This window comes from Stutzerimonas sp. (assembly GCF_982611455.1).
This window is the reverse complement of the sequence record NZ_CEXBBO010000040.1, coordinates 1-18,719: the sequence shown is the minus strand read 5'-3', so window position 1 is coordinate 18,719 and position 18,719 is coordinate 1. Positions and strand designations below refer to the sequence as shown.

The following is an 18,719-nucleotide window of genomic DNA, read 5'->3' as shown; positions in this document are numbered from 1 at the left end:
GGTTTGGGATTGTTCCGGCCGCGAGCGCGGAATGCGCTCGCCGCCGTGAGTCGGAGCGGCGATTGCCGCTCCTGGCGTACTCAGAGTGCGCCGACTTCCTTGTAGTAACGCTCGGCACCCGGATGTAGCGGGATCGGCAACGACTTGGTAGCGTTTTCCAGCTTGATGTCCTTAGCGGCCGAGTGAGCCTTGCTCAGCTGATCGAGGTTTTCGAACAGCAGCTTGGTCATCTGGTAGGCCACGTCATCGGGCACATCTTCATGGGTAACCAGAATGTTGGTGATTGCAACTGTCGGCACGTCGGCATCCTGGCCGTCGTAGGTGCCGGCAGGGATGTTGGCTGACTGGTAGGCCGGGTTGTTGATTTTGGCGACCACGTCTGCCGGGACTTCCACGTAGTTCAGCGGCATGGTCGATGACAGGTCACGGATCGCAGCCATGCCCAGGCCGGCGGACTGCAGGGTGGCGTCGAGCTGGCGGTTCTTGATCAGTTCAACGGACTCGGCGAACGGTAGGTACTCGACCTTGCCCATGTCTTCATAGCTCAGACCGGCGGCCTTGAGAATGGCGCGTGCATTGAGCTCGGTACCGGACTTGGGCGCGCCGACGGACAGCGATTTGCCCTTGAGGTCGGCCAGCGTCTTGATTCCGGACTCTTTGCTGGCGACGATCTGGATGTAGTTCGGGTAGCTGCCGCCGATGGCGCGCAGCTTCTTCAGCGGAGCCTTGAAGCCGGCGTCTTCGACACCATTCCAGCCGTCTGCCACGGAATCACCGAGCGCGAGGCCCAGCTCACCGCGACCTGCTTGCAGCAGGTTCAGGTTTTCGACCGAAGCCTTGGTGGCCTGTACGGAAGTTTTCGAGCCTTCGATGCCTTTGCTGTACAGCTGGGAGATGGCTACGCCGATCGGGTAGTAAACACCGCTGGTGCCGCCAGTGAGGATATTGATGAAGGTTGGCGCGGCAACTGCGGCGGTGCTGGCGGTGAACGCCGCTGCGGCAGCCAGCAGGGTGAAGTGTTTGGTCAATCTCATTGTGTTTCTCCGTTTCTTTGTTATTGGTTTTTTGCAGAACTGACGATAGACGATCAGCAGCAGCCTTAGCACTGCAAGCGGACAAGAAAGAGCGGAGGCACACGTATATAGGCTTTCGAGCGGAGAAAGCGAGCGCGCTGTGCGGCTTTTCTTGTCTTTGATCGCATCGGGCAATAATTACATAGCACGAGCCGTGCCAGCACTAGGCGAGTGCTCTGGCGCATGCTGTCAGAACATTGCTCCGTGATGTGTGGGCAAAAAGCTGCCTATTCTTGCGAGCCGATAGGCGGTTTTTCGCCTACGTCATTTTTGGCTCACCGGAAACCCTGCTCGTATCTTGGCGTCGCAATTGGAAGAATTTTCCAGGCGAGGCACATCATGGTTAGCGAAATCAGCGCGAAGGACTTGGGTATCGAAATCGAGAAGGGCGAAGGCGAGCTATTCAAATGGTTCATCGCCAGCTTCCTGTTCGGCAAACGCATCCAGCAGGACATCGCTGCCGAGGCCTATCGGGTCATCGTCGACAAGCACAAGCGCGACACGCCGAGAAAACTCTGCAACTGCAGCTGGCAGGCACTGGTGGACATGCTCGGCGAAGGTCATTACGTGCGTTACGACGAATCGACTGCCGAACGCCTGCGGAAGTTGTGCACCAAGCTCAACGACGAATATGGCGGCAAGCTCGGTGGCATCCACGAGCAGAGCGAGAACCGTAAGGATCTGGAGAAGCGCTTGGCCGAGTTCGAAGGCGTCGGGCCGAAGACGGTGGAAATCTTCATGCGCGAGGCGGCGAAGGTCTGGTATTGAGCGAGATCTCATAAAGCTCAAGATTCGCAGGGTCGCTGAGCACCGTGATACCTATCGACTCCGTCAGCATGGGTTTCGCGAGTTCAACTACATCCTGCAAACACCCTGCATCTCGACCGGCGCGCTTGCGCCACACGCCGATCCGGCTAAAGTGGCCGCCAGCTCCCTACCGAAGCCCGACCCATGCGCGTTGTATTTGTTGCGTTCAGCCTGTTCCTGCCGTTGCTGGCCTCTGCCGGCCCGGCGCCTTATTACCAGTGGCAGAGCAAGGCCGACGGCACCGTCATTTGTCGGCAAACGCCGCCCGGGCATGGCTGGGAGCTGCTCAATGGCCAGCCATTCCGCGACCTCAATTGCACCCAACCCGCCACGCGTGTCGAGCGTCCCAGCGCGGTGCCGGGTTTTCGCCCGCAACCAGGGCGCTGAGCCCAGGCTTCGCGCCGCGGCTCTGCTGGCTTGTAACGATCATGTTCGAGCTGTCCGGTTACTTCGGCTTGTTTCTCGCGGCCCTTGCCGCTGCCACGCTCCTGCCGGCGCAATCCGAAGCCGTGTTGGTCGGGCTGCTGCTGAGCGAGTCGTTTTCGCCATGGATGCTGCTGGGCGTCGCCACGTTCGGCAACGTCCTGGGTTCGCTGGCCAACTGGCTGATCGGCCGCTACATCGAACGTCTGCGCGGCAAGCGCTGGTTCCCGGTGAACGAACAACAACTCGACAAGGCCCAGCGCGCCTATCACCGCTACGGCCGTTGGTCGCTATTGCTGAGCTGGGTGCCAATCATCGGTGATCCACTGACGGTGGTCGCCGGAACCCTGCGTGAGCCGCTCTGGAGTTTCCTGCTGCTGGTGACGCTGGCCAAGGGAAGCCGTTATCTGCTGCTCGCCGGCATTACCCTGGGCTGGCTCTAAGGGCGCTGCAGAGCCGTCATTAACCTCAGCGTAACGAAACGTTACTCAGCTTGATTGATGACACTTCGGTCATCTCCCTACTGTGCTCCACAAAGCGGAAACCTGTGGAGTCAGCATGACAACAACAATATCCCCACCGCCGCAGTGGTCGCGTCGTCGCGCTGAAAAAGCCCGGCGGATCGATCAGGTGCGCACTCTTGCCGACGGCGTGGTGTTGCCGAGCGACAAGATCGTCGCGGCGCTCGAGGCGCTGATCGCGCCAGGCGATCGGGTGGTGCTTGAGGGCAACAACCAGAAGCAGGCGGACTTCCTTTCCCGCTCGCTGGCTCAGGTCGACCCCGGCAAGCTGCATGACCTACACATGATCATGCCCAGCGTCAGCCGCGCCGAGCATCTGGATCTCTTTGAACGGCAGATCGCGCGCAAGCTGGACTTTTCCTTTGCCGGTCCGCAGAGCCTGCGCATCAGCCAGCTGCTCGAAGATGGCCTGCTGGAAGTCGGCGCCATCCACACCTACATCGAACTCTATTCGCGCCTCTTGGTGGACCTGATCCCCAACGTCGCGCTGGTGGCCGGTTTCCAGGCCGACCGCCACGGCAACATCTACACCGGCCCCAGCACCGAAGACACCCCGGCGCTGGTCGAGCCCACGGCCTTCTCCGATGGCATTGTCATCTTCCAGGTCAACGAGATCGTCGACGAGTTGCCGCGGGTGGACATCCCCGCCAGCTGGGTCGATTTCGTCGTGGTCGCCGACAAGCCGTTCTACATCGAGCCGCTGTTTACCCGCGACCCGCGCCACATCAAGCCAGTGCACGTGCTGATGGCGATGATGGCGATCCGCGGCATCTACGAAAAACACAACGTGCAGTCGCTGAACCACGGCATCGGTTTCAACACCGCCGCCATCGAGCTGATCCTGCCGACCTACGGCGAATCCCTCGGCCTGAAAGGCAAGATATGCCGCAACTGGACGCTCAACCCGCACCCGACACTGATCCCAGCGATCGAGACCGGCTGGGTCGAGAGCGTGCACTGCTTCGGCACCGAACTGGGCATGGAGAACTACATCGCCCATCGCCCGGACGTGTTCTTCACCGGCCGCGACGGCTCGATGCGCTCCAACCGCATGATGTGCCAGCTGGCCGGGCAGTACGCGGTGGACCTGTTCATCGGCGCCACCTTGCAAGTTGATGGCGACGGCCATTCGTCCACCGTTACCCGTGGGCGGCTGGCCGGCTTCGGCGGCGCACCGAACATGGGCCACGACCCGCGCGGCCGTCGCCATCCGACGCCGGCCTGGCTGGACATGGCCATGCCCGGTGGCGAAGCCCCGGTGACCCTGCTCGAGCGCGGCAAGAAGCTCGTGGTGCAGATGGTCGAGACCTTCCAGGAAGGCGGCAAACCCACCTTTGTCGAGCAGCTCGATGCGGTGGAGGTGGCGAGGAAGAGCGGCATGCCGCTGGCGCCGATCATGATCTACGGCGACGACGTCACCCACCTGCTCACCGAGGAAGGCATCGCCTACCTGTACAAGGCGCGTTCGCTGGAAGAACGTCAGGCGATGATCGCCGCGGTGGCCGGCGTCACCAGCATCGGCCTGCGCCACAACCCGAAAGACACCGAGCGCATGCGCCGCGAAGGGCTGATCGCGCTGCCGGAAGACCTCGGTATCCGCCGCAACGACGCTAGCCGTGAGCTGCTGGCGGCCAAGAGCATCGCCGAGCTGGTCGACTGGTCCGGCGGCCTCTACAACCCGCCTGCCAAATTCAGGAGCTGGTGATGAGCGCTCTTATTGCAAGACAGCTGCAGCCGTCACTGGCCGAGCGCTTGGCGGACTTGGCGGTGCAGGTGCTGATCGACGAGGCGGATCTTTCGCCAAAGCCGGGGCTGGTGGATAAGCGCGGCAACGGCGCGCACAGTGATCTGCACCTAGGCCTGATGCACGCTTCGGCGCGTGCGCTGTGGCCGACCTTCAAGACCATGGCCGAGGCGGCGCAATCAATCGGCGAAGTGGGCCAGCCGCTGCGCGAAGCGCTCGGCCAACTGGGCCGCGACGGCGAAACGGAGATGCTGCGCGCCACCGATGGCGTGAATACCCATCGCGGCGCGATCTGGGCGCTGGGGCTGCTCACGGCAGCGGCGGCGCTCAATGCCGACTCACCCGAGACTCGACGTATCGCCGATACCGCAGCGGCATTGGCACGGCTGAGCGATCCCGCCGCACCGGCCAATCCCGACAGCCACGGCGCGCGGGTCTGCCGCACCTATGGCGTACTCGGCGCTCGCGAACAGGCGCAGCACAGCTTTCCCGCCGTTGTCGACCAGGGCTTGCCACAACTCGTGGCCAGCCGTCGCGATGGCGTTGGCGAGCAGAACGCCCGGCTCGATGCGCTGCTGGCGATCATGTCCGGGCTCACCGACACCTGTGTACTGCACCGCGCTGGCCTAGACGGCCTGACCCGCATGCAAGCCGGCGCCCGCGCCGTGCTCGCCGCCGGTGGTTGCGCCAGCCTCGCCGGTCGCCGTCAGCTGCGTGAACTGGACCGCGACATGCTCGCGTTGAATGCCTCGCCAGGCGGCGCCGCCGACCTGCTCGCCGCCACCTTATTCCTCGACCGCCTGATGCCTGCCGCGTCGGCGCCGATTGGGAGCAACTGATCATGGAAACCCTGTCTTTCGAATTTCCCGCCGGGCAACCCGCCCGCGGCAAGGCCCTGGTCGGCGTGGTCGGCTCGGGCGATCTGGAAGTGCTGCTCGAACCCGGCCAGGCCGGCAAGCTGGCGATCCAGGTGGTCACCTCGGTCAACGGCGCCGAGCAGCGCTGGCAGCAACTGTTCGAGCGGATGTTTCGCGAGCAGAACCTGCCGGCACTGAACATCGATATTCACGATTTTGGGGCCACACCCGGCGTAGTCCGTCTGCGTCTGGAGCAGGGCTTGGAGGAGGTCGGCCATGACTGATTCGTCTGCTAACAATGTGGCCCGTTTACTCAAGTCGCGCAGCTTCGTCGAGCTCGGCGCCCGCCAGCGGGCTCGCGCACTGCTGGATGAAGGCAGCTTCCGCGAACTGCTCGATCCGTTCGATCGCGTCACCTCGCCGTGGCTGCCGAAGCAGGGCATCGTTACTCAGGCCGACGATGGCGTAGTGGTCGCCAAGGGCACCATCGACGGCCAGCCGGCCGTAATCGCCGCCATCGAAGGCGCCTTCCAGGGCGGCAGCATGGGCGAAGTCGGTGGTGCGAAGATCGCCGGCGCGCTGGAATTGGCCGCGGAGGACAACCGCAAGGGCACTCCGACCCGCGCCGTACTGTTGCTGGAAACCGGCGGCGTGCGTCTGCAGGAAGCCAACCTGGGCCTGGCCGCCATCGCCGAGATCCAGGCGGCCATCGTCGAGCTGCGCGAGCACCAGCCGGTGATCGGCGTGGTCGCCGGTTCGGTCGGCTGCTTCGGCGGCATGTCCATTGCCGCCGGACTGTGCAGCTACCTCGTCGTCACCCGTGAAGCGCGCGTCGGCCTCAACGGCCCGCAGGTGATCGAGCAGGAAGCCGGTCTCGATGAGTATGACTCGCGCGACCGGCCCTTCATCTGGAGCCTGACTGGCGGCGAGCAGAGGTTTGCCAGCGGTCTGGTGGACGCTTATGTGGCCGATGACACCGATGCCATCCGCGAGCAGCTGCACGAATTGTTTGCTCTGGGCAAGCCTGCGCAACCACGTAGTCGCCGCCACGCCTGGTTTCTGCAACGCCTGACCGACGCCGATACCCGCGAACAGCTCGATGCTGCCGCGGTGCGTGCCCTCTATGAAGGAGATGCCCAATGAGCCGCGGGTTGAACTGGTTGCAAGCCTTGGCCGGCGGCCAAGTCCTCGCGGGGTATCCGGCGTCGGTAAAGGTCGTCGACGGAACGCTGACCGATCGCGCTGCGCGCTATATCGCCGTGGTGCCGGACGCCGAGAATCCCTTCCCTCGTGCCCGCAATGGCGAGGTTGGCCTGCTAGAAGGTTGGGGCCTGGGCAAGGCCGTGGATGAAGTCATCGAAGCTGACCATGAGAAAACCGAAAAGCGCGTACTCATCGCCGTGGTCGACGTGCCGAGCCAGGCCTACGGGCGCCGCGAAGAAGCCCTGGGCATTCACCAGGCGCTGGCCGGGGCGGTGGACGGTTATGCCCGGGCACGGCTGGCCGGGCACCCGGTGATTGCCCTGCTGGTCGGCAAGGCCATGTCCGGTGCCTTTCTCGCCCACGGCTACCAGGCCCAGCGGATCATCGCCCTGCGCGACCCGGGTGTGATGGTGCACGCCATGGGCAAGGCCGCGGCTGCGCGCATCACCCTGCGCAGCGTCGAGGAACTGGAGGCGCTGGCCGAATCGGTGCCGCCGATGGCCTACGACATCGACAACTACGCCACCCTCGGCCTGCTTTGGGAAACCCTTTCGGTGAACGACATCGAGCAGCCGGCCGGCGGCGACCTGCAGCGCGTGCGTGATTGCTTGTTGAAGGCCGTTGAGGACATCGGCGACAGCACGGACTTACGCGGTCGCCTCGGCGCGCCGAACCGCGAGGCATCATTAAGGGTGCGGGAGCTGCTGCGCGAGCAGTGGTAGGCATTGCGCAGGGTGGTTAAGCGCTCTGTGCCGCTTCATTTGTTCAGCAACTCGACAATTATGATTATGAGGAAGCCGCGGATGCGTGAGGTTCCACTTGCTCATGACCTGCTGTGGGGCATGACCCCAGCCCATCTCGCGGCCGACGCACCCGCTTGGGCGCGTCAGGTGCTTATCGCCGGGCAGCCGGTGGTGGTGCGCCGGGCCATGGTGGCGAGCGGTCAGATAGCGGTGGGTCTGCGTGGCGCCAGCCGCGACCAGCGTTTCGCTGCGGTGGTTTCGGCGAGCACTGTCGTGCGTTGCATGCGCCCCGAACAGCTCGTCGAGTCAGTGCCACTCGGCGGCCAGCCGGCACTGTGTGCGTTGGCGTTGCTGAAGCCCGCTCTAGACGGCCTGGGGCTACGTTGGGGCGTGACCGGTTCGGTCGGTTACCAACTGGCTACGGGACTTACGGTTGTCCATTCGCAAAGCGACCTCGATCTGCTGCTTCGCACACCGACCGAGCTGTCGCGCCCTGCGGCGCGGGAACTGCTGGGTCTTCTGGAGAGCAGCCCCTGCCGCGTGGACCTGCAACTAGAAACGCCGTCCGGCGCCATCGCCCTGCGTGAGTGGGCCGGTAACTCGACCCGCGTTTTGCTCAAGTGCCCCACTGGTGCGCGGCTGATCGAAAATCCATGGCAGCAGCAGGCGCAGGTCGCATGAGCAGCCTGTTCGCCTTTCCCGGACAGGGTGCGCAGAAACCCGGCATGCTGCATCGCCTTCCGCAGGAGCCGGACGTGCGGGAATGCCTTGAGCAGGCAAGTGAGGCCCTGGGCGAAGAAGCGCTGGATCTGGACAGCGAAAAGGCGCTGGGCACCACCCGCGCCGTGCAGCTCTGTCTGCTGATCGCTGGCGTCGCCGGTGCGCGGCTGTTGATGCGCGGTGGGTCGCCGGACTATGTGGCAGGGCTGTCCATCGGCGCCTACGCCGCGGCGGTGGTTGCCGGTTCGCTCGATTATCGCGACGCCGTGCGGCTGGTCGCGCTGCGCGGCGAGCTGATGCAGAACGCTTACCCGACGGAATTCGGCATGACTGCGGTGATCGGTCTGGATCTGGGTTCGGTCGAACGGCTGCTGGCCGAGGTGCATAGCGAGCAGTCGCCCGTGCATCTGGCCAATATCAACGCCGACAATCAGATCGTCGTCGCCGGTGCGGACGCGGCCATGGCGGCGGTCGCTCAGCGTGCGAAGGCGTTGGGCGCGTCGTGCGCCAAGCGGCTTGCCGTGAGCGTGCCGTCCCACAGTGCTTTGCTGAACACCCCGGCCGCGCAATTGGCCGAGGCCTTCGCCCGCGTCGAGCTGCGCGCACCACGTATCCGCTACCTGAGCAGCACCACAGCACGACCCATCGCTGATGCCGAGCGTCTGCGCGATGACCTCGCCTTCAACATGTGCCGCGTCGTCGACTGGCACGGCACCCTGCGCACCGCCTACGAACGCGGCGTGCGGTTGCATATCGAACTGCCGCCGGGCTCTGTGCTCACCGGTCTGGCGCGGCGGGTTTTCGATCAGGGCACGCTGGTCGCATTCGATGGCGCCCGGCTGGACACTCTTGACGCCTTGCTGCGTCAGGAAGCCGATCGAGCCGAGTAGCGATACGAAAGCATATCTTCATTCCCAATCGCACCGACACCGAGTCTTGAAGTAGCTGCCTACCGGGCCGCGCGCCCCGAATGCCCGCGTTTCTGACGGTAGAGGTTGTTCAGCCGTCCTCGCTCTAACCGCGGTGCCCCATTGGTCTACAGACGCTCCTGCAGGGAACAGATCTGACGAACCGGCCTGCTCGATGATGCCGGCGGATCTGACGCTATTGCTCAGGGATTGGCCTCAGCTCAATCGCAGAATAAAAAAACGGGCTTCCGAGGAAGCCCGCTATATGGCCGATGGGCCGAGGCCGACATCTTGCTCTAGAGCGCTTCGCCCATGACGTAATCAGGCAGAACGGTCGCGATCTGTGGGAATAGGCACAGCACGATGATCGCCAGCACCATGACCAGTGCGTATGGGAGGGCGCCCCAGAGGATTTCCCGCGTCGGCACCTGGGGTGCGATGCATGCTTCGTCCTCTCGACGAAGCCTACTAGGCTCGCATGGGCGCGGTGCGTCGGGACGAGGCAGACGACACGTGCGGGATTGATGACAAACAGGTTCAGGCCCAGTGGTGGCGTAATCAGGCCGATCTCCATGTTGATGGTCAGCACCACCGCGAACCAGTAGGGATCGAAGCCGGCCTGCACGACGATAGGGAAGAGCAAAGGTGCGGACATCACGATGACGGCCACCGGCGGGAGGAACATCCCGGCCACCAGCAGGAACACGTTGATCACGCCCATCAGGACCCAGCGGTTGACCTCCAGGCTGGCAATCGTCTCGGCCAGCGACTGGGTGATGTAGAGCGACGACAGCGCGAAGGCAAACAGCTCGGCGGAAGCCAGGATCATCATGATCATGACGCTTTCACGCATGCCGGAGCTGAAGATGTTGCGGAAGGTGCCCAGCTTGAACAGTCGGTAAGCCAGCACCACCACCACCAGTGTGAGCATGGCGCCGGCGCCTGCTGCTTCGGAAGGCGTGGCCACACCGCCGTAAAGCACGTAAAGCACGCCGATGATGACCAGGATCAGCGGGAATATCCGAGGCAGCGCTGACAGCTTGTCGCGCAAGCTGTAGTACACACCTTCGGTACCGAAGCGGAAGCCCTTGCGGCGGGCATCGATCATCGCCCAGCACATGAACATGGCGGTCAGCATCAGGCCCGGTAATACCCCGGCGAGAAAAAGCCGGCCGATGGATGTTTCCGTGGCGATGCCGTAGATGATCATCGTCACCGACGGCGGCAGCAGGATGCCGAGCGTGCCGCCTGCGGCAATCGACCCGGTCGCCACCGAAGAAGGGTAGCCGCGGTTGATCATCTCAGGAATGCCCAGCTTGCCGATCGCGGCGCAAGTGGCCGGGCTCGAGCCGGTCATGCCGGAAAACACCGCGCAGGCGCCGATGTTGGACAACACCAGGCCACCTGGAACCTTGTACATCCAGCGGTCCAGCGCGCGATAAAGGTCGGCACCGGCGGGAGTGCCGGCCACGATGGCGCCCATCAGTACGAACATCGGAATCGAGACGAACGCCAGATTGCCGATGCCAGCGAACATGGTTTCCGCCACAACGCCGATCACATCGGGCCCCATTGCCATGAATAGACCGCCCATGGCCGCCAGGCCGAGGGCAAAGGCGATCGGCATGCCGGTGGCCAGAAACAGAAGCAAGGCACAAATCAAAAGCGTACCTGCAAGGGTCGGAGTCATGGTGCTTCTCCCAGATTCTGGCGGCTGTGTCCGATGATTTCGTCTTTGGCGGCTGAGTCGCTTTGCTGCTCTGAGATGGCCAGTGCCGGGCAGATCAGTTTCATCATCTCTACCACGTATTGCAGGCACAGCAGGCCGAAGCCCACCAGCATGGGCGTTGCAGGAATCCACAGCGGTATGGCGGCGGTGGTCGGCGTGGTCCAGCCACCTTCCCAGGCCTCGTGGACATAGATGACGCTCGCCACGGTCATCAGCACGCAGAACGCCAGGCCCAGCACAGCACCGAGCAGCTGCATGCGGCGTCGGTTTGGCGCGGACATCATCAACTCTACGACGTCGACGCCGACGTGGCCCTTCTTCATCAGCACATAGGGCGCACCAATGAATATCGCTGCGGTGGCAGCAAATACCACGACCTCGGTCTGCCAGACGGTGGGCGCCCTGAACAGGTAGCGCATCAGGATCATCTGGCACATCACAACCATGGCGATGATCAACAGCAGCACGGAGCTGACCCCACCGAGACGCGACAGCGCCTCGATGGAGCGAATAAATCGTCTGGACATGGGGACTCCTTTAAACCCGAGCCATAAAGCAGAAGCGCGGAGCGAGCTCGAACACAGCGAAGGCCGCTGAAGAAGCGGCCATGTGGGGCATCACTGCACGGCGAGTGCCTTGTCCAGAAGGTCTTGGCCGCCTTTGACTTTCTCGGCGAAGTACTTGTAGGAAGAGTCGCGAGCTACCTGCATCCAGGCGTCGTGTTCTTCTTTGCTCAGGCTCACCACTTTGACGCCCGCCTTGGAGAACGTTTCGTACATTCGCTGTTCGCCCTTAGGACCTTCCTCGGCGAAGTAGGCTTCGGCCTTGCTTGCTGCGGCGAGCATGGCTTCCTTTTGCTCCGGAGTGAACTTGTCGAAGGTGCGCTTGGAGATGAGGACGGGTTCATACATGAACCACAGGGCGTTTTCACCCGGCGCGGTCAGGCATTTCACCTGTTCATACAGGCGGTACGAGACGAAGCTGTCGTTCGATGTGTTAGCGGCGTCCAGTACGCCGGTCTGCATGCCGCTGTAGATCTCGGAGGACGGCATCGACGATATCGAGGCACCGGCGGCGGCGAGCATGTTTTCGAAGGCCGGCCCGGCGGCGCGGATGACCTGGCCCTTGATGGTATCGGGCGAAGTAATGCAGCTTTCCTTGGAGGCGAACCCGCCGGCCAGCCAGGCATCGGCAAGGATGATCGCGCCGTTCTTCTCGGCAATCGCGTGTATTTCCTTGATGAAGTCGGACTCGTTCAGACGCTGGGCGTGGTCATAGTTCTTCACCAGCCCGGGCATCAGCGTGGCGGAGAATTGCGGTACACGGCCGGACGCGTAATCCAGCGGCAGGGCCGTCATGTCGAGCTGTCCCCGGGTCAGGGCGCCCCATTGCTCAGTGGCCTTGTACAAGGACGACGCAGGATAGATCTGAACCTTCAGACCGACATTGGCGGCGGCAACTTCGCGGGCGATGATCTGCACCATTTCGTCGCGGGGGTCGCCCTGGTTGCCGGGAAACTGGTGGGACGCGCGCAGTACGGTTTCGGCGAAACTGGGAATGCTGGCAACCAGCATTGCAGCTACAACCGACGTACGGAGTAGGGCTTTCATTGGAATTCTCCTAGATTGACACTTCAGAACCGCGCGAAGCGGCTCATAGTTATTTTTATTACGTCACAGGAATTTCTTCTTGTTATCCGAGCTTCCTTGCTCGGGTGAAATGCAGGCTAGCGTGCACGGGGAGGTGGATCAATTAAGACCTCCCTAGCATCGTTACGACTAAGTTAATGATTGCTGGGAGGCTCCGGCAGAGCCGACGATCTGGACCGATACATGCGGCATTCCGCAACCAGCGCGAGGAGGTTGGGATCGCGCTCCTTGGCCTTCAGAAACACCACGCCGATCTGCTGCTGCAAGCGGTATTTGCTTTGCAAGGGAATCAGACGGATGCGGTTTTCGTACACCGCCGCGACGCGCCCGGGAAGCAGGGCGTAGCCGACGCCGGAGCTGACCATGCTGAGCAGGGTGAAAATGTCGTTGACCTGCATGCCCACATTCGGCTTGAAGCCTGCCTGATCGAATACCCGAGCACTGTCGCGATGGGTGGCGAAACCCTGAGTAAGGGTGATGAAAGTGGCGTCTCGCAGCTCGCCCAGATCAACCTCCGCTTGCTCGGCAAAGGGAGAATCGGCGGGTACAGCAAGAAAGATGTCATCGGCGAAGAGCAGCAACTGCTCGCAGTCGATATTGATGAGGCTGTCGTCGAGGGAAATCAGAACGGCGTCCAGCTCCATGTTTTTCAGCTTGTAGAGCAGGTCGACGTTGGAACCGAGGATCAGGTCGATATTCAGCTCGCTGCGGCGCAGCTTGAGCCCCATGATCAACTGCGGAACCGTCTTCACGGTCAATGAGTACAACGCGCCGAGCTTGAACCGTTCCGCCGAGAAGCCGGCCGCCTCACGCGTCTGTCGGACAGTTTCGACAACGTCCTTGATCAGATGCTGGGCCCGCTCCTCCAGCACGAAGGCGCTTTCCATCGGTATGAGGTTGCGTCCCTCACGCCTGAACAACGGGCAGCGCAGGGCGCTTTCCAGCGAATGAATGGCGCGGTGCACGCTGACATTGCTGGTATTGAGCTCAGCCGCTGCCTTGCTCAGGTTTCCGCTGCGCATGAAGGCCAGAAAGACTTCCAGCTTCTTGAGGGTGAGTTCTTCGTCGATCTGCATGGCGAGCGCTCGGGGCATGGCAGTCGATTATGCCTAACAGTGCGCATGCTTCGGGATTGGTGTTCGGCTTTCATCGGCGGCGGCGCGTACGAGCTAAACGGCGCGGTATGAGCCGTAGTCCTAGCGGCTGGAGTGCATTGCACGTGCACATCGCATGGTAACGCGATGGTGACAATGCAAATTGCAAGACGTGCCGCGCCGCTGGTATCAATAACATATTGAATTTAAAGGATAAAAAATTAGGATGAGACTGGCATGTTCAATGCTGCAGTTGCGTATTGCCACTGGCATTACAGCAATCCGAACGCAACGGCTGAAGCGCGCTCCAGCTTCAAGAGATCTGGAAAACAATGAAAAAGTCGAACGGCACGACCCAAATATGGGCCGATGGGTATTCATTCATGGAAGTAACCGAGACGCTGATGACGGCCCTAGGGATCCGCATAGACGACCAGCCCGCAGTAACGGAGCCCGACCAAACCGACAGGGTGGTCTCGCCCAGTCAGGACTCGCCCAACGGCTCGCCGACATGCCGGTAACTCATCATGGGCGATAGCGTTTCCTGCGCACCGGTATAGGCACCGTCAACGTAAGCCCTGAGCGGCGCCAAGTCGCTCACGCAAAAAATCCATGAAAGCGGTCATTGAGGGCGTCGCCCTATTGGCCGCGTCTCCAGCAGGCCGATCGAACGCCGTGCCGGTTGTTCGATCAGCATCGCCGCGCAGTGCTCGATGTTGAACACCGAGGCGCAACTGGCCGGCAACAAGGAGAACCCCAACCCCTCGCACACCAGCACATCGCCTGCGAGGCCGACTCTGCCAACGATCGTCTCGATGCCGTCCTTCTTCTAGCCCACGACCTAGCCTGGTCCCGTCAGCGGCGATTGCGAAACTCCCTCGGTGGCATGCCGGTCAGCCGTTTGAAGAATCGAGAGAAGTAAGCGGCTTCGGAAAATCCAAGATTGTCGGAGATCTGGCTCACGGTCATCGTGGTGTAGATCAGCTGTCGCTTGGCCTCCAGCAGGACCCGTTCATGCACCACGCCCTGGGCAGTCTGGCCGGTAAAGCGACGCGCCAGCGTGTTCAGGTAGGCCGGGGTGATGCCGAGCCGATGGGCATAGTCTTCAACCGAGTGGCGTTGGCAGAAGTCGGCTTCGACCAGTCGGGTAAACGCCGCGAGTAATGCCTGGCCTCGCAGCGGGCGCTCGTTCGCCCGGCGTACCAGCAACTGGCGCCCGACCCAGACCGCGAGTACGCCGACCAATGATTGCAGCAAGAGGTCGCGCGCCGGAGCGGGCGTTCGATATTCGCGGTCGATGGCATCGAATAACGTATCCAGATAGCGTCGGTCGCTGCCGGCAGCGTGCAGCCCTGCGGTGCCGAGCGGTGCCTGGTGACCGCCGAGTGCCCCTTCCAGACGCGCCAACAGCGGCGCGGCCAGGGTTAGGACATAACCATCGACGCGCTCGGAAAAGCGAAATCCATGCACGCACAACGGCGGCACCACCTGGATGGCTGCCTCATCGATGCGCGTCTGCACGCCTTCTATTTCCACCAAAGCCCAGCCTCGGCGGATGTAGAGCAGCTGCGTCAAATCGGCATGGCGGTGCGGGCTGATCTCCCAGTCATGCTCGCGGCTGCGCTCGGGGATCGACTCGCAATGCAACAGGTCCGGGGTCGGCCAATCCAGCGAGTCGCCATATAGCTTGTAGACCGGAATGGCGGCGGTGGGGCGCGTGGAGCTCACGGCAACGTCCTCTGGGCGGTAATCGAACCGAGTTTATAGAAGTCCAAGTTTGCGAGGGCTGGATGCATTATCGCCAACCTCCGCTGAACCGAACATGGGGATCTCTCGAAGCAGTCCGGCAGCCCGCCGCGACTCGACAACAAAAAACGAGGACTCTCCATGGAAACGGGTGTCGCCATCATCGGTGCAGGGCCTTCCGGCCTGCTGCTCGGCCAGCTGTTGCACAACGCCGGCATCGCCAATGTGATCATCGAACGCCAAACCCCTGAATACGTGCTGGGGCGCATCCGTGCTGGCGTGCTGGAACAGGGCATGGTCGAGCTGATGCGCGAGGCGGGAGTCGCCGAGCGCATGGATCGCGAAGGGCAGGTCCACGAAGGCGTCGAATTGGCGTTTGCCGACCGAAGAGTGCGCATCGACCTGAAAGCGCTGACAGGCGGTGACACCGTGATGGTCTACGGCCAAACCGAAGTTACCCGCGACTTGATGGCGGCGCGCGAAGCATCCATTGCCGTCTCGTTCTATGGAGTGTCGGACGTCCAGCTACACGGCCTGAAGGGCGAAACGCCTCACCTGACCTTCACGCACAACGCTGAGACGGTGCGCCTGGATTGCGACTACATCGCCGGTTGCGATGGTTTTCACGGGATTTCTCGTCCGAGCATCCCCGCCGAGGTGCGCCGCGAGTTCGAGCGCGTCTATCCGTTCGGCTGGTTAGGCGTGCTCAGCGACACGCCACCGGTCAGTCACGAGCTGATTTACGCCAACCACGCACGCGGTTTCGCCCTGTGCAGCATGCGTTCGCCCACGCGCTCGCGGTATTACGTGCAGGTGGGGCTGGAAGAGCACGTCGAGGATTGGTCCGACGAGCGCTTCTGGACTGAACTCAAGAGCCGGCTGCCCGAAGACGTCGCCGCCCGGCTGGTGACCGGGCCGTCGCTGGAAAAGAGCATCGCCCCGCTGCGCAGTTTCGTGGTCGAGCCGATGCAGTACGGGCGGTTGTTCCTTGTCGGTGATGCCGCGCATATCGTGCCGCCCACCGGCGCCAAGGGCCTTAACCTGGCGGCGAGCGATGTCAGCACCCTGTATCGCATTTTGTTGAAGGTCTACCGCGAAGGCCGAACGGATCTTTTGGAGCGGTACTCGCCGATCTGCCTGAGACGCGTCTGGAAAGCCGAGCGATTCTCTTGGTGGATGACCAGCCTGCTACATCGTTTTCCCGATATCGACGATTTCGGTCGGCGTATCCAGCTGAGCGAGCAGGACTATTTCACCAGCACTCAAGCAGGCCTGACGACCATTGCCGAGAACTACGTCGGCTTGCCGTACGAGCCGATCGAGAGCGATGAGCGCAGCGACATGCCGCAACGGCCGTAAGCGGAGCCCGATTGCTGACGGCCGCGCATGCAGATAGACGGCGCCTGTACGGGTTGCGGCAAAAAAAAGCCCGTCATCGACGGGCCAAAGCAATCACGCGCAGGAGGAGGGCGCGTACAACGGGAGCGAAACGTTAACGCTTACAGGATCGACAGCGGATAGTTGAAGATCAGGCGGTTCTCATCGAGGTCTCGGGCGTTGACGTCGGAGCGGAAACTCGAGTTGCGCCACTTGATGTTGAGGTTCTTCGCCGGGCCGCTCTGGATGGTGTAAGCCACCTCGCTCTCGCGCCCCCACTCTTCGCCATCGGTGCCGGCTACGTCGATGTTGTCGCCGCTGATGTAGCGGTTCATCACGGTCAGGCCGGGCACGCCCATGGCGGCGAAGTTGTAGTCGTGGCGCAGCTGCCAGGAACGTTCGCCAGCGTTGTCGTAGCTGTTGTTGAAGCTGTCGTTGGCCAGGGTGCCGCCGCTGGTGCCGTTGACGCGCATCCAGGTGTCGCCACTGACCTTTTGCAGACCGACGTAGAAGGTGTTGCCACCGGCCTTGAGGCCGAACAGACCCGAGTAGGTCTTGTTGTCCAGCTCGCCGGCCAGCGCGCTGCCGTCTTCGTCGCCCTGGAAGTAGCCGAGGTTGGCGGTCAGCGCCAGATCGTCGCCCAGCGGCTGGGTGTGCAACAGCTGCACGTACTGCTGCTCATAGACATCCTTCAGCTCAGCGGTCCACAGGCCCACGGTGGTGCGCTTGTCATTGAAGGCGTACTCACCGCCGATGTAATTGAAGCGGTCGGACACGCCTCCGGCGAAGCTCATGTCTTCCATGCTGCCATCGTCGCGCGGGCTGTTCTGGCGGAACTGGCCGGCAGTCAGCATCAGGCCATCGAATTCACGCGAGGTGATCATGCCGCCCTCGAATGTCTGCGGCAGCGAACGGCCATCGTCCGAACGCAGGATCGGCAGGACCGGCATCATCTCGCCGACCTTCAGCTCGGTATTGGAAATCTTGGCCTTGGCGGCCACGCCCAAGCGGCCATAGTCGTCGGCAGGATGTGGATCGGTGGCGGCGTCATGCACGGGCAGCAGGGCGGTGCCATAGGTGCCGCCACCGCCGTCGAGCTTGACCGCTAGGCCGGCGAGCACGTCGACACCGAAGCCCACCGGGCCGGGGGTGTAGCCGGACTGGATGTTGAGGATGAAGCTCTGGGTCCATTCCTCGGCCTTGGTGCGGTTTACCGCGTCATCACGGAATTCGCGGCCGATATAGAAGTTGCGCGCGTTTACGGTGATCTTGGTGTCTTCGACGAAGCCTTCGGCGCTGGCGCCCAGCGGGGCGAGGGCAGCGATGGTCGCAGCGAGCAGAGTGGGTGCGAGGATGCGGCTTGCTTGGGTGGTGTGGTGTTTCATTGTTGTTGTTTTCCTTTTTCAAGGTTGAGGGCTCCCCGCCGCGGTTGCGGATGCGTTGAAAACGAAGGGGAGTGACGCTACCGCCAGCGGCGGCAATCCGGTCAGCCGGGCGTTCGGGTCATGTCAGCCACCTCACCAGGCAGAGCGTGATGGAAGGGAACAGCACCAGCACCACCACGCGAACGATGTCGGAGATGAGGAAGGGCACGACGCCCCGGAACGCGTCACGCATGCTCACGTCGCGGGCCATGCTGCTGATGACATAGACGTTCATGCCCACTGGCGGCGTGATCATGCCGATTTCCACCACCATCAGCGCCAACACGCCGAACCAGATGGCCTTCTCGGTCTGGTCCAGGCCGTAGAAGTCCAGGCCCATGATCAGCGGGAAGAAGATCGGGATGGTCAACAGAATCATCGACATGGTGTCCATCACGCAGCCGAGAATCAGGTACAGGATCAGGATGCCGGCGAGCACCACGAAGGGGCCGACGCCGCTGTTGGTGATGGCCTCGGCCAGTGCCACGGGCAGTTGGGAAACCGCCAGGAAGGCGTTCATGATGTCGGCGCCGAGCAGGATCATGAAGATCATCGCGGTGGTCACCGCGGTGCCGAAGAGCACTTCCTTGAATCCGGCCCAGCGCATCTTGCCGAGGATCACGGCGAAGATTCCGGTGCCGACGGTACTGAACCGCCCCGGCTTCCCCGGAGGCTCCAACTCTTGAGAGGATGGAGCCATG

19 protein-coding genes are annotated in these 18,719 nt (G+C 62.5%); 11 read left to right on the top strand and 8 right to left on the bottom strand.

Going from position 1 to position 18,719, the window contains the following annotated elements; genetic code table 11:
• Nucleotides 1-80: 80 nt before the first annotated feature.
• A complete protein-coding gene (locus AC2LD7_RS19100; protein WP_484599268.1) occupies nt 81-1,034 on the bottom strand; it encodes a TAXI family TRAP transporter solute-binding subunit in 954 nt (317 codons plus the stop codon).
• A 378-nt stretch (nt 1,035-1,412) separates the two neighbouring features.
• Here AC2LD7_RS19100 and AC2LD7_RS19095 point away from each other — a divergent pair, with 378 nt between their 5' ends.
• The 10 genes from AC2LD7_RS19095 (at nt 1,413) to mdcH (ending at nt 8,981) form a co-directional block, all read left to right on the top strand.
• Complete coding sequence (locus tag AC2LD7_RS19095) at nt 1,413-1,841, top strand: DNA methylase (RefSeq protein ID WP_484599267.1); 429 nt, start codon at nt 1,413-1,415, stop codon at nt 1,839-1,841.
• Between the two features lie 183 nt (nt 1,842-2,024).
• Nucleotides 2,025-2,267, top strand: a complete 243-nt coding sequence (locus AC2LD7_RS19090) for a hypothetical protein (RefSeq protein WP_484599266.1) — start codon at nt 2,025-2,027, stop codon at nt 2,265-2,267.
• A 41-nt stretch (nt 2,268-2,308) separates the two neighbouring features.
• Complete coding sequence (locus tag AC2LD7_RS19085) at nt 2,309-2,746, top strand: YqaA family protein (RefSeq protein WP_484599265.1); 438 nt, start codon at nt 2,309-2,311, stop codon at nt 2,744-2,746.
• A 115-nt stretch (nt 2,747-2,861) separates the two neighbouring features.
• The gene (gene mdcA, locus AC2LD7_RS19080; RefSeq protein WP_484599264.1) at nt 2,862-4,529 is read left to right on the top strand and encodes a malonate decarboxylase subunit alpha; all 1,668 of its coding nucleotides are present in this window, start codon (nt 2,862-2,864) and stop codon (nt 4,527-4,529) included.
• On the top strand, nt 4,529-5,407 hold the full coding sequence (locus AC2LD7_RS19075) for a triphosphoribosyl-dephospho-CoA synthase (RefSeq protein ID WP_484599263.1): 879 nt from the start codon (nt 4,529-4,531) through the stop codon (nt 5,405-5,407). Before mdcA ends, AC2LD7_RS19075 begins: the two co-directional genes overlap by 1 nt.
• Before the next feature lie 2 nt (nt 5,408-5,409).
• Nucleotides 5,410-5,709 (top strand): malonate decarboxylase subunit delta, encoded by a 300-nt coding sequence (locus AC2LD7_RS19070; protein ID WP_045423103.1) that lies wholly within the window; start codon nt 5,410-5,412, stop codon nt 5,707-5,709.
• Entirely contained in the window at nt 5,702-6,568 is an 867-nt protein-coding gene (locus AC2LD7_RS19065) for a biotin-independent malonate decarboxylase subunit beta (protein ID WP_484599262.1), read from the top strand. The genes AC2LD7_RS19070 and AC2LD7_RS19065 overlap by 8 nt, the downstream gene beginning before the upstream one ends.
• On the top strand, nt 6,565-7,350 hold the full coding sequence (gene mdcE / locus AC2LD7_RS19060) for a biotin-independent malonate decarboxylase subunit gamma (protein ID WP_484599261.1): 786 nt from the start codon (nt 6,565-6,567) through the stop codon (nt 7,348-7,350). Before AC2LD7_RS19065 ends, mdcE begins: the two co-directional genes overlap by 4 nt.
• An 81-nt stretch (nt 7,351-7,431) precedes the next feature.
• Nucleotides 7,432-8,052 (top strand): malonate decarboxylase holo-ACP synthase, encoded by a 621-nt coding sequence (locus tag AC2LD7_RS19055; RefSeq protein ID WP_484599260.1) that lies wholly within the window; start codon nt 7,432-7,434, stop codon nt 8,050-8,052.
• Nucleotides 8,049-8,981 carry a malonate decarboxylase subunit epsilon gene (mdcH, locus tag AC2LD7_RS19050; protein WP_484599259.1) on the top strand — a complete coding sequence of 311 codons (933 nt, stop codon included), beginning with the start codon at nt 8,049-8,051 and terminating at the stop codon, nt 8,979-8,981. Before AC2LD7_RS19055 ends, mdcH begins: the two co-directional genes overlap by 4 nt.
• Before the next feature lie 214 nt (nt 8,982-9,195).
• Here mdcH and AC2LD7_RS19045 read toward each other — a convergent pair whose 3' ends face one another.
• From AC2LD7_RS19045 to AC2LD7_RS19025, 5 genes are all read right to left on the bottom strand, one after another.
• Nucleotides 9,196-10,689, bottom strand: coding sequence for a TRAP transporter large permease (locus AC2LD7_RS19045; RefSeq protein ID WP_484599258.1), 1,494 nt, complete (start codon nt 10,687-10,689; stop codon nt 9,196-9,198).
• Complete coding sequence (locus AC2LD7_RS19040) at nt 10,686-11,255, bottom strand: TRAP transporter small permease subunit (RefSeq protein ID WP_484599257.1); 570 nt, start codon at nt 11,253-11,255, stop codon at nt 10,686-10,688. Before AC2LD7_RS19040 ends, AC2LD7_RS19045 begins: the two co-directional genes overlap by 4 nt.
• Before the next feature lie 90 nt (nt 11,256-11,345).
• A complete protein-coding gene (locus AC2LD7_RS19035; protein WP_484599256.1) occupies nt 11,346-12,338 on the bottom strand; it encodes a TRAP transporter substrate-binding protein in 993 nt (330 codons plus the stop codon).
• Nucleotides 12,339-12,511: 173 nt separating this feature from the next.
• The gene (locus tag AC2LD7_RS19030) at nt 12,512-13,453 is read right to left on the bottom strand and encodes a LysR family transcriptional regulator (protein WP_484599255.1); all 942 of its coding nucleotides are present in this window, start codon (nt 13,451-13,453) and stop codon (nt 12,512-12,514) included.
• Between the two features lie 873 nt (nt 13,454-14,326).
• Nucleotides 14,327-15,199, bottom strand: a complete 873-nt coding sequence (locus AC2LD7_RS19025) for a helix-turn-helix domain-containing protein (protein ID WP_484599254.1) — start codon at nt 15,197-15,199, stop codon at nt 14,327-14,329.
• A 159-nt stretch (nt 15,200-15,358) separates the two neighbouring features.
• Here AC2LD7_RS19025 and pobA point away from each other — a divergent pair, with 159 nt between their 5' ends.
• A complete protein-coding gene (pobA, locus tag AC2LD7_RS19020; protein WP_484599253.1) occupies nt 15,359-16,576 on the top strand; it encodes a 4-hydroxybenzoate 3-monooxygenase in 1,218 nt (405 codons plus the stop codon).
• Nucleotides 16,577-16,716: 140 nt separating this feature from the next.
• Here the strand turns inward: pobA and AC2LD7_RS19015 are convergent, their stop codons facing one another.
• Both AC2LD7_RS19015 and AC2LD7_RS19010 read right to left on the bottom strand, forming a co-directional pair.
• On the bottom strand, nt 16,717-17,979 hold the full coding sequence (locus AC2LD7_RS19015) for an OprD family porin (protein ID WP_484599252.1): 1,263 nt from the start codon (nt 17,977-17,979) through the stop codon (nt 16,717-16,719).
• A 118-nt stretch (nt 17,980-18,097) separates the two neighbouring features.
• The coding region (locus AC2LD7_RS19010) for a TRAP transporter large permease subunit (RefSeq protein ID WP_484599251.1) at nt 18,098-18,719 on the bottom strand (622 nt) is incomplete at its 5' end.

Coding starts and splice junctions, on each gene's coding strand:
- AC2LD7_RS19035 (WP_484599256.1), bottom strand. CDS start 12,338: ATGAAAGCCCTACTCCGTACGTCGGTTGTAGCTGCAATGCTGGTTGCC.
- AC2LD7_RS19055 (WP_484599260.1), top strand. CDS start 7,432: ATGCGTGAGGTTCCACTTGCTCATGACCTGCTGTGGGGCATGACCCCA.
- mdcH (WP_484599259.1), top strand. CDS start 8,049: ATGAGCAGCCTGTTCGCCTTTCCCGGACAGGGTGCGCAGAAACCCGGC.
- mdcE (WP_484599261.1), top strand. CDS start 6,565: ATGAGCCGCGGGTTGAACTGGTTGCAAGCCTTGGCCGGCGGCCAAGTC.
- pobA (WP_484599253.1), top strand. CDS start 15,359: ATGGAAACGGGTGTCGCCATCATCGGTGCAGGGCCTTCCGGCCTGCTG.
- AC2LD7_RS19040 (WP_484599257.1), bottom strand. CDS start 11,255: ATGTCCAGACGATTTATTCGCTCCATCGAGGCGCTGTCGCGTCTCGGT.
- AC2LD7_RS19045 (WP_484599258.1), bottom strand. CDS start 10,689: ATGACTCCGACCCTTGCAGGTACGCTTTTGATTTGTGCCTTGCTTCTG.
- AC2LD7_RS19015 (WP_484599252.1), bottom strand. CDS start 17,979: ATGAAACACCACACCACCCAAGCAAGCCGCATCCTCGCACCCACTCTG.
- AC2LD7_RS19085 (WP_484599265.1), top strand. CDS start 2,309: ATGTTCGAGCTGTCCGGTTACTTCGGCTTGTTTCTCGCGGCCCTTGCC.
- AC2LD7_RS19100 (WP_484599268.1), bottom strand. CDS start 1,034: ATGAGATTGACCAAACACTTCACCCTGCTGGCTGCCGCAGCGGCGTTC.
- AC2LD7_RS19030 (WP_484599255.1), bottom strand. CDS start 13,453: ATGCAGATCGACGAAGAACTCACCCTCAAGAAGCTGGAAGTCTTTCTG.
- AC2LD7_RS19065 (WP_484599262.1), top strand. CDS start 5,702: ATGACTGATTCGTCTGCTAACAATGTGGCCCGTTTACTCAAGTCGCGC.
- mdcA (WP_484599264.1), top strand. CDS start 2,862: ATGACAACAACAATATCCCCACCGCCGCAGTGGTCGCGTCGTCGCGCT.
- AC2LD7_RS19090 (WP_484599266.1), top strand. CDS start 2,025: ATGCGCGTTGTATTTGTTGCGTTCAGCCTGTTCCTGCCGTTGCTGGCC.
- AC2LD7_RS19095 (WP_484599267.1), top strand. CDS start 1,413: ATGGTTAGCGAAATCAGCGCGAAGGACTTGGGTATCGAAATCGAGAAG.
- AC2LD7_RS19070 (WP_045423103.1), top strand. CDS start 5,410: ATGGAAACCCTGTCTTTCGAATTTCCCGCCGGGCAACCCGCCCGCGGC.
- AC2LD7_RS19075 (WP_484599263.1), top strand. CDS start 4,529: ATGAGCGCTCTTATTGCAAGACAGCTGCAGCCGTCACTGGCCGAGCGC.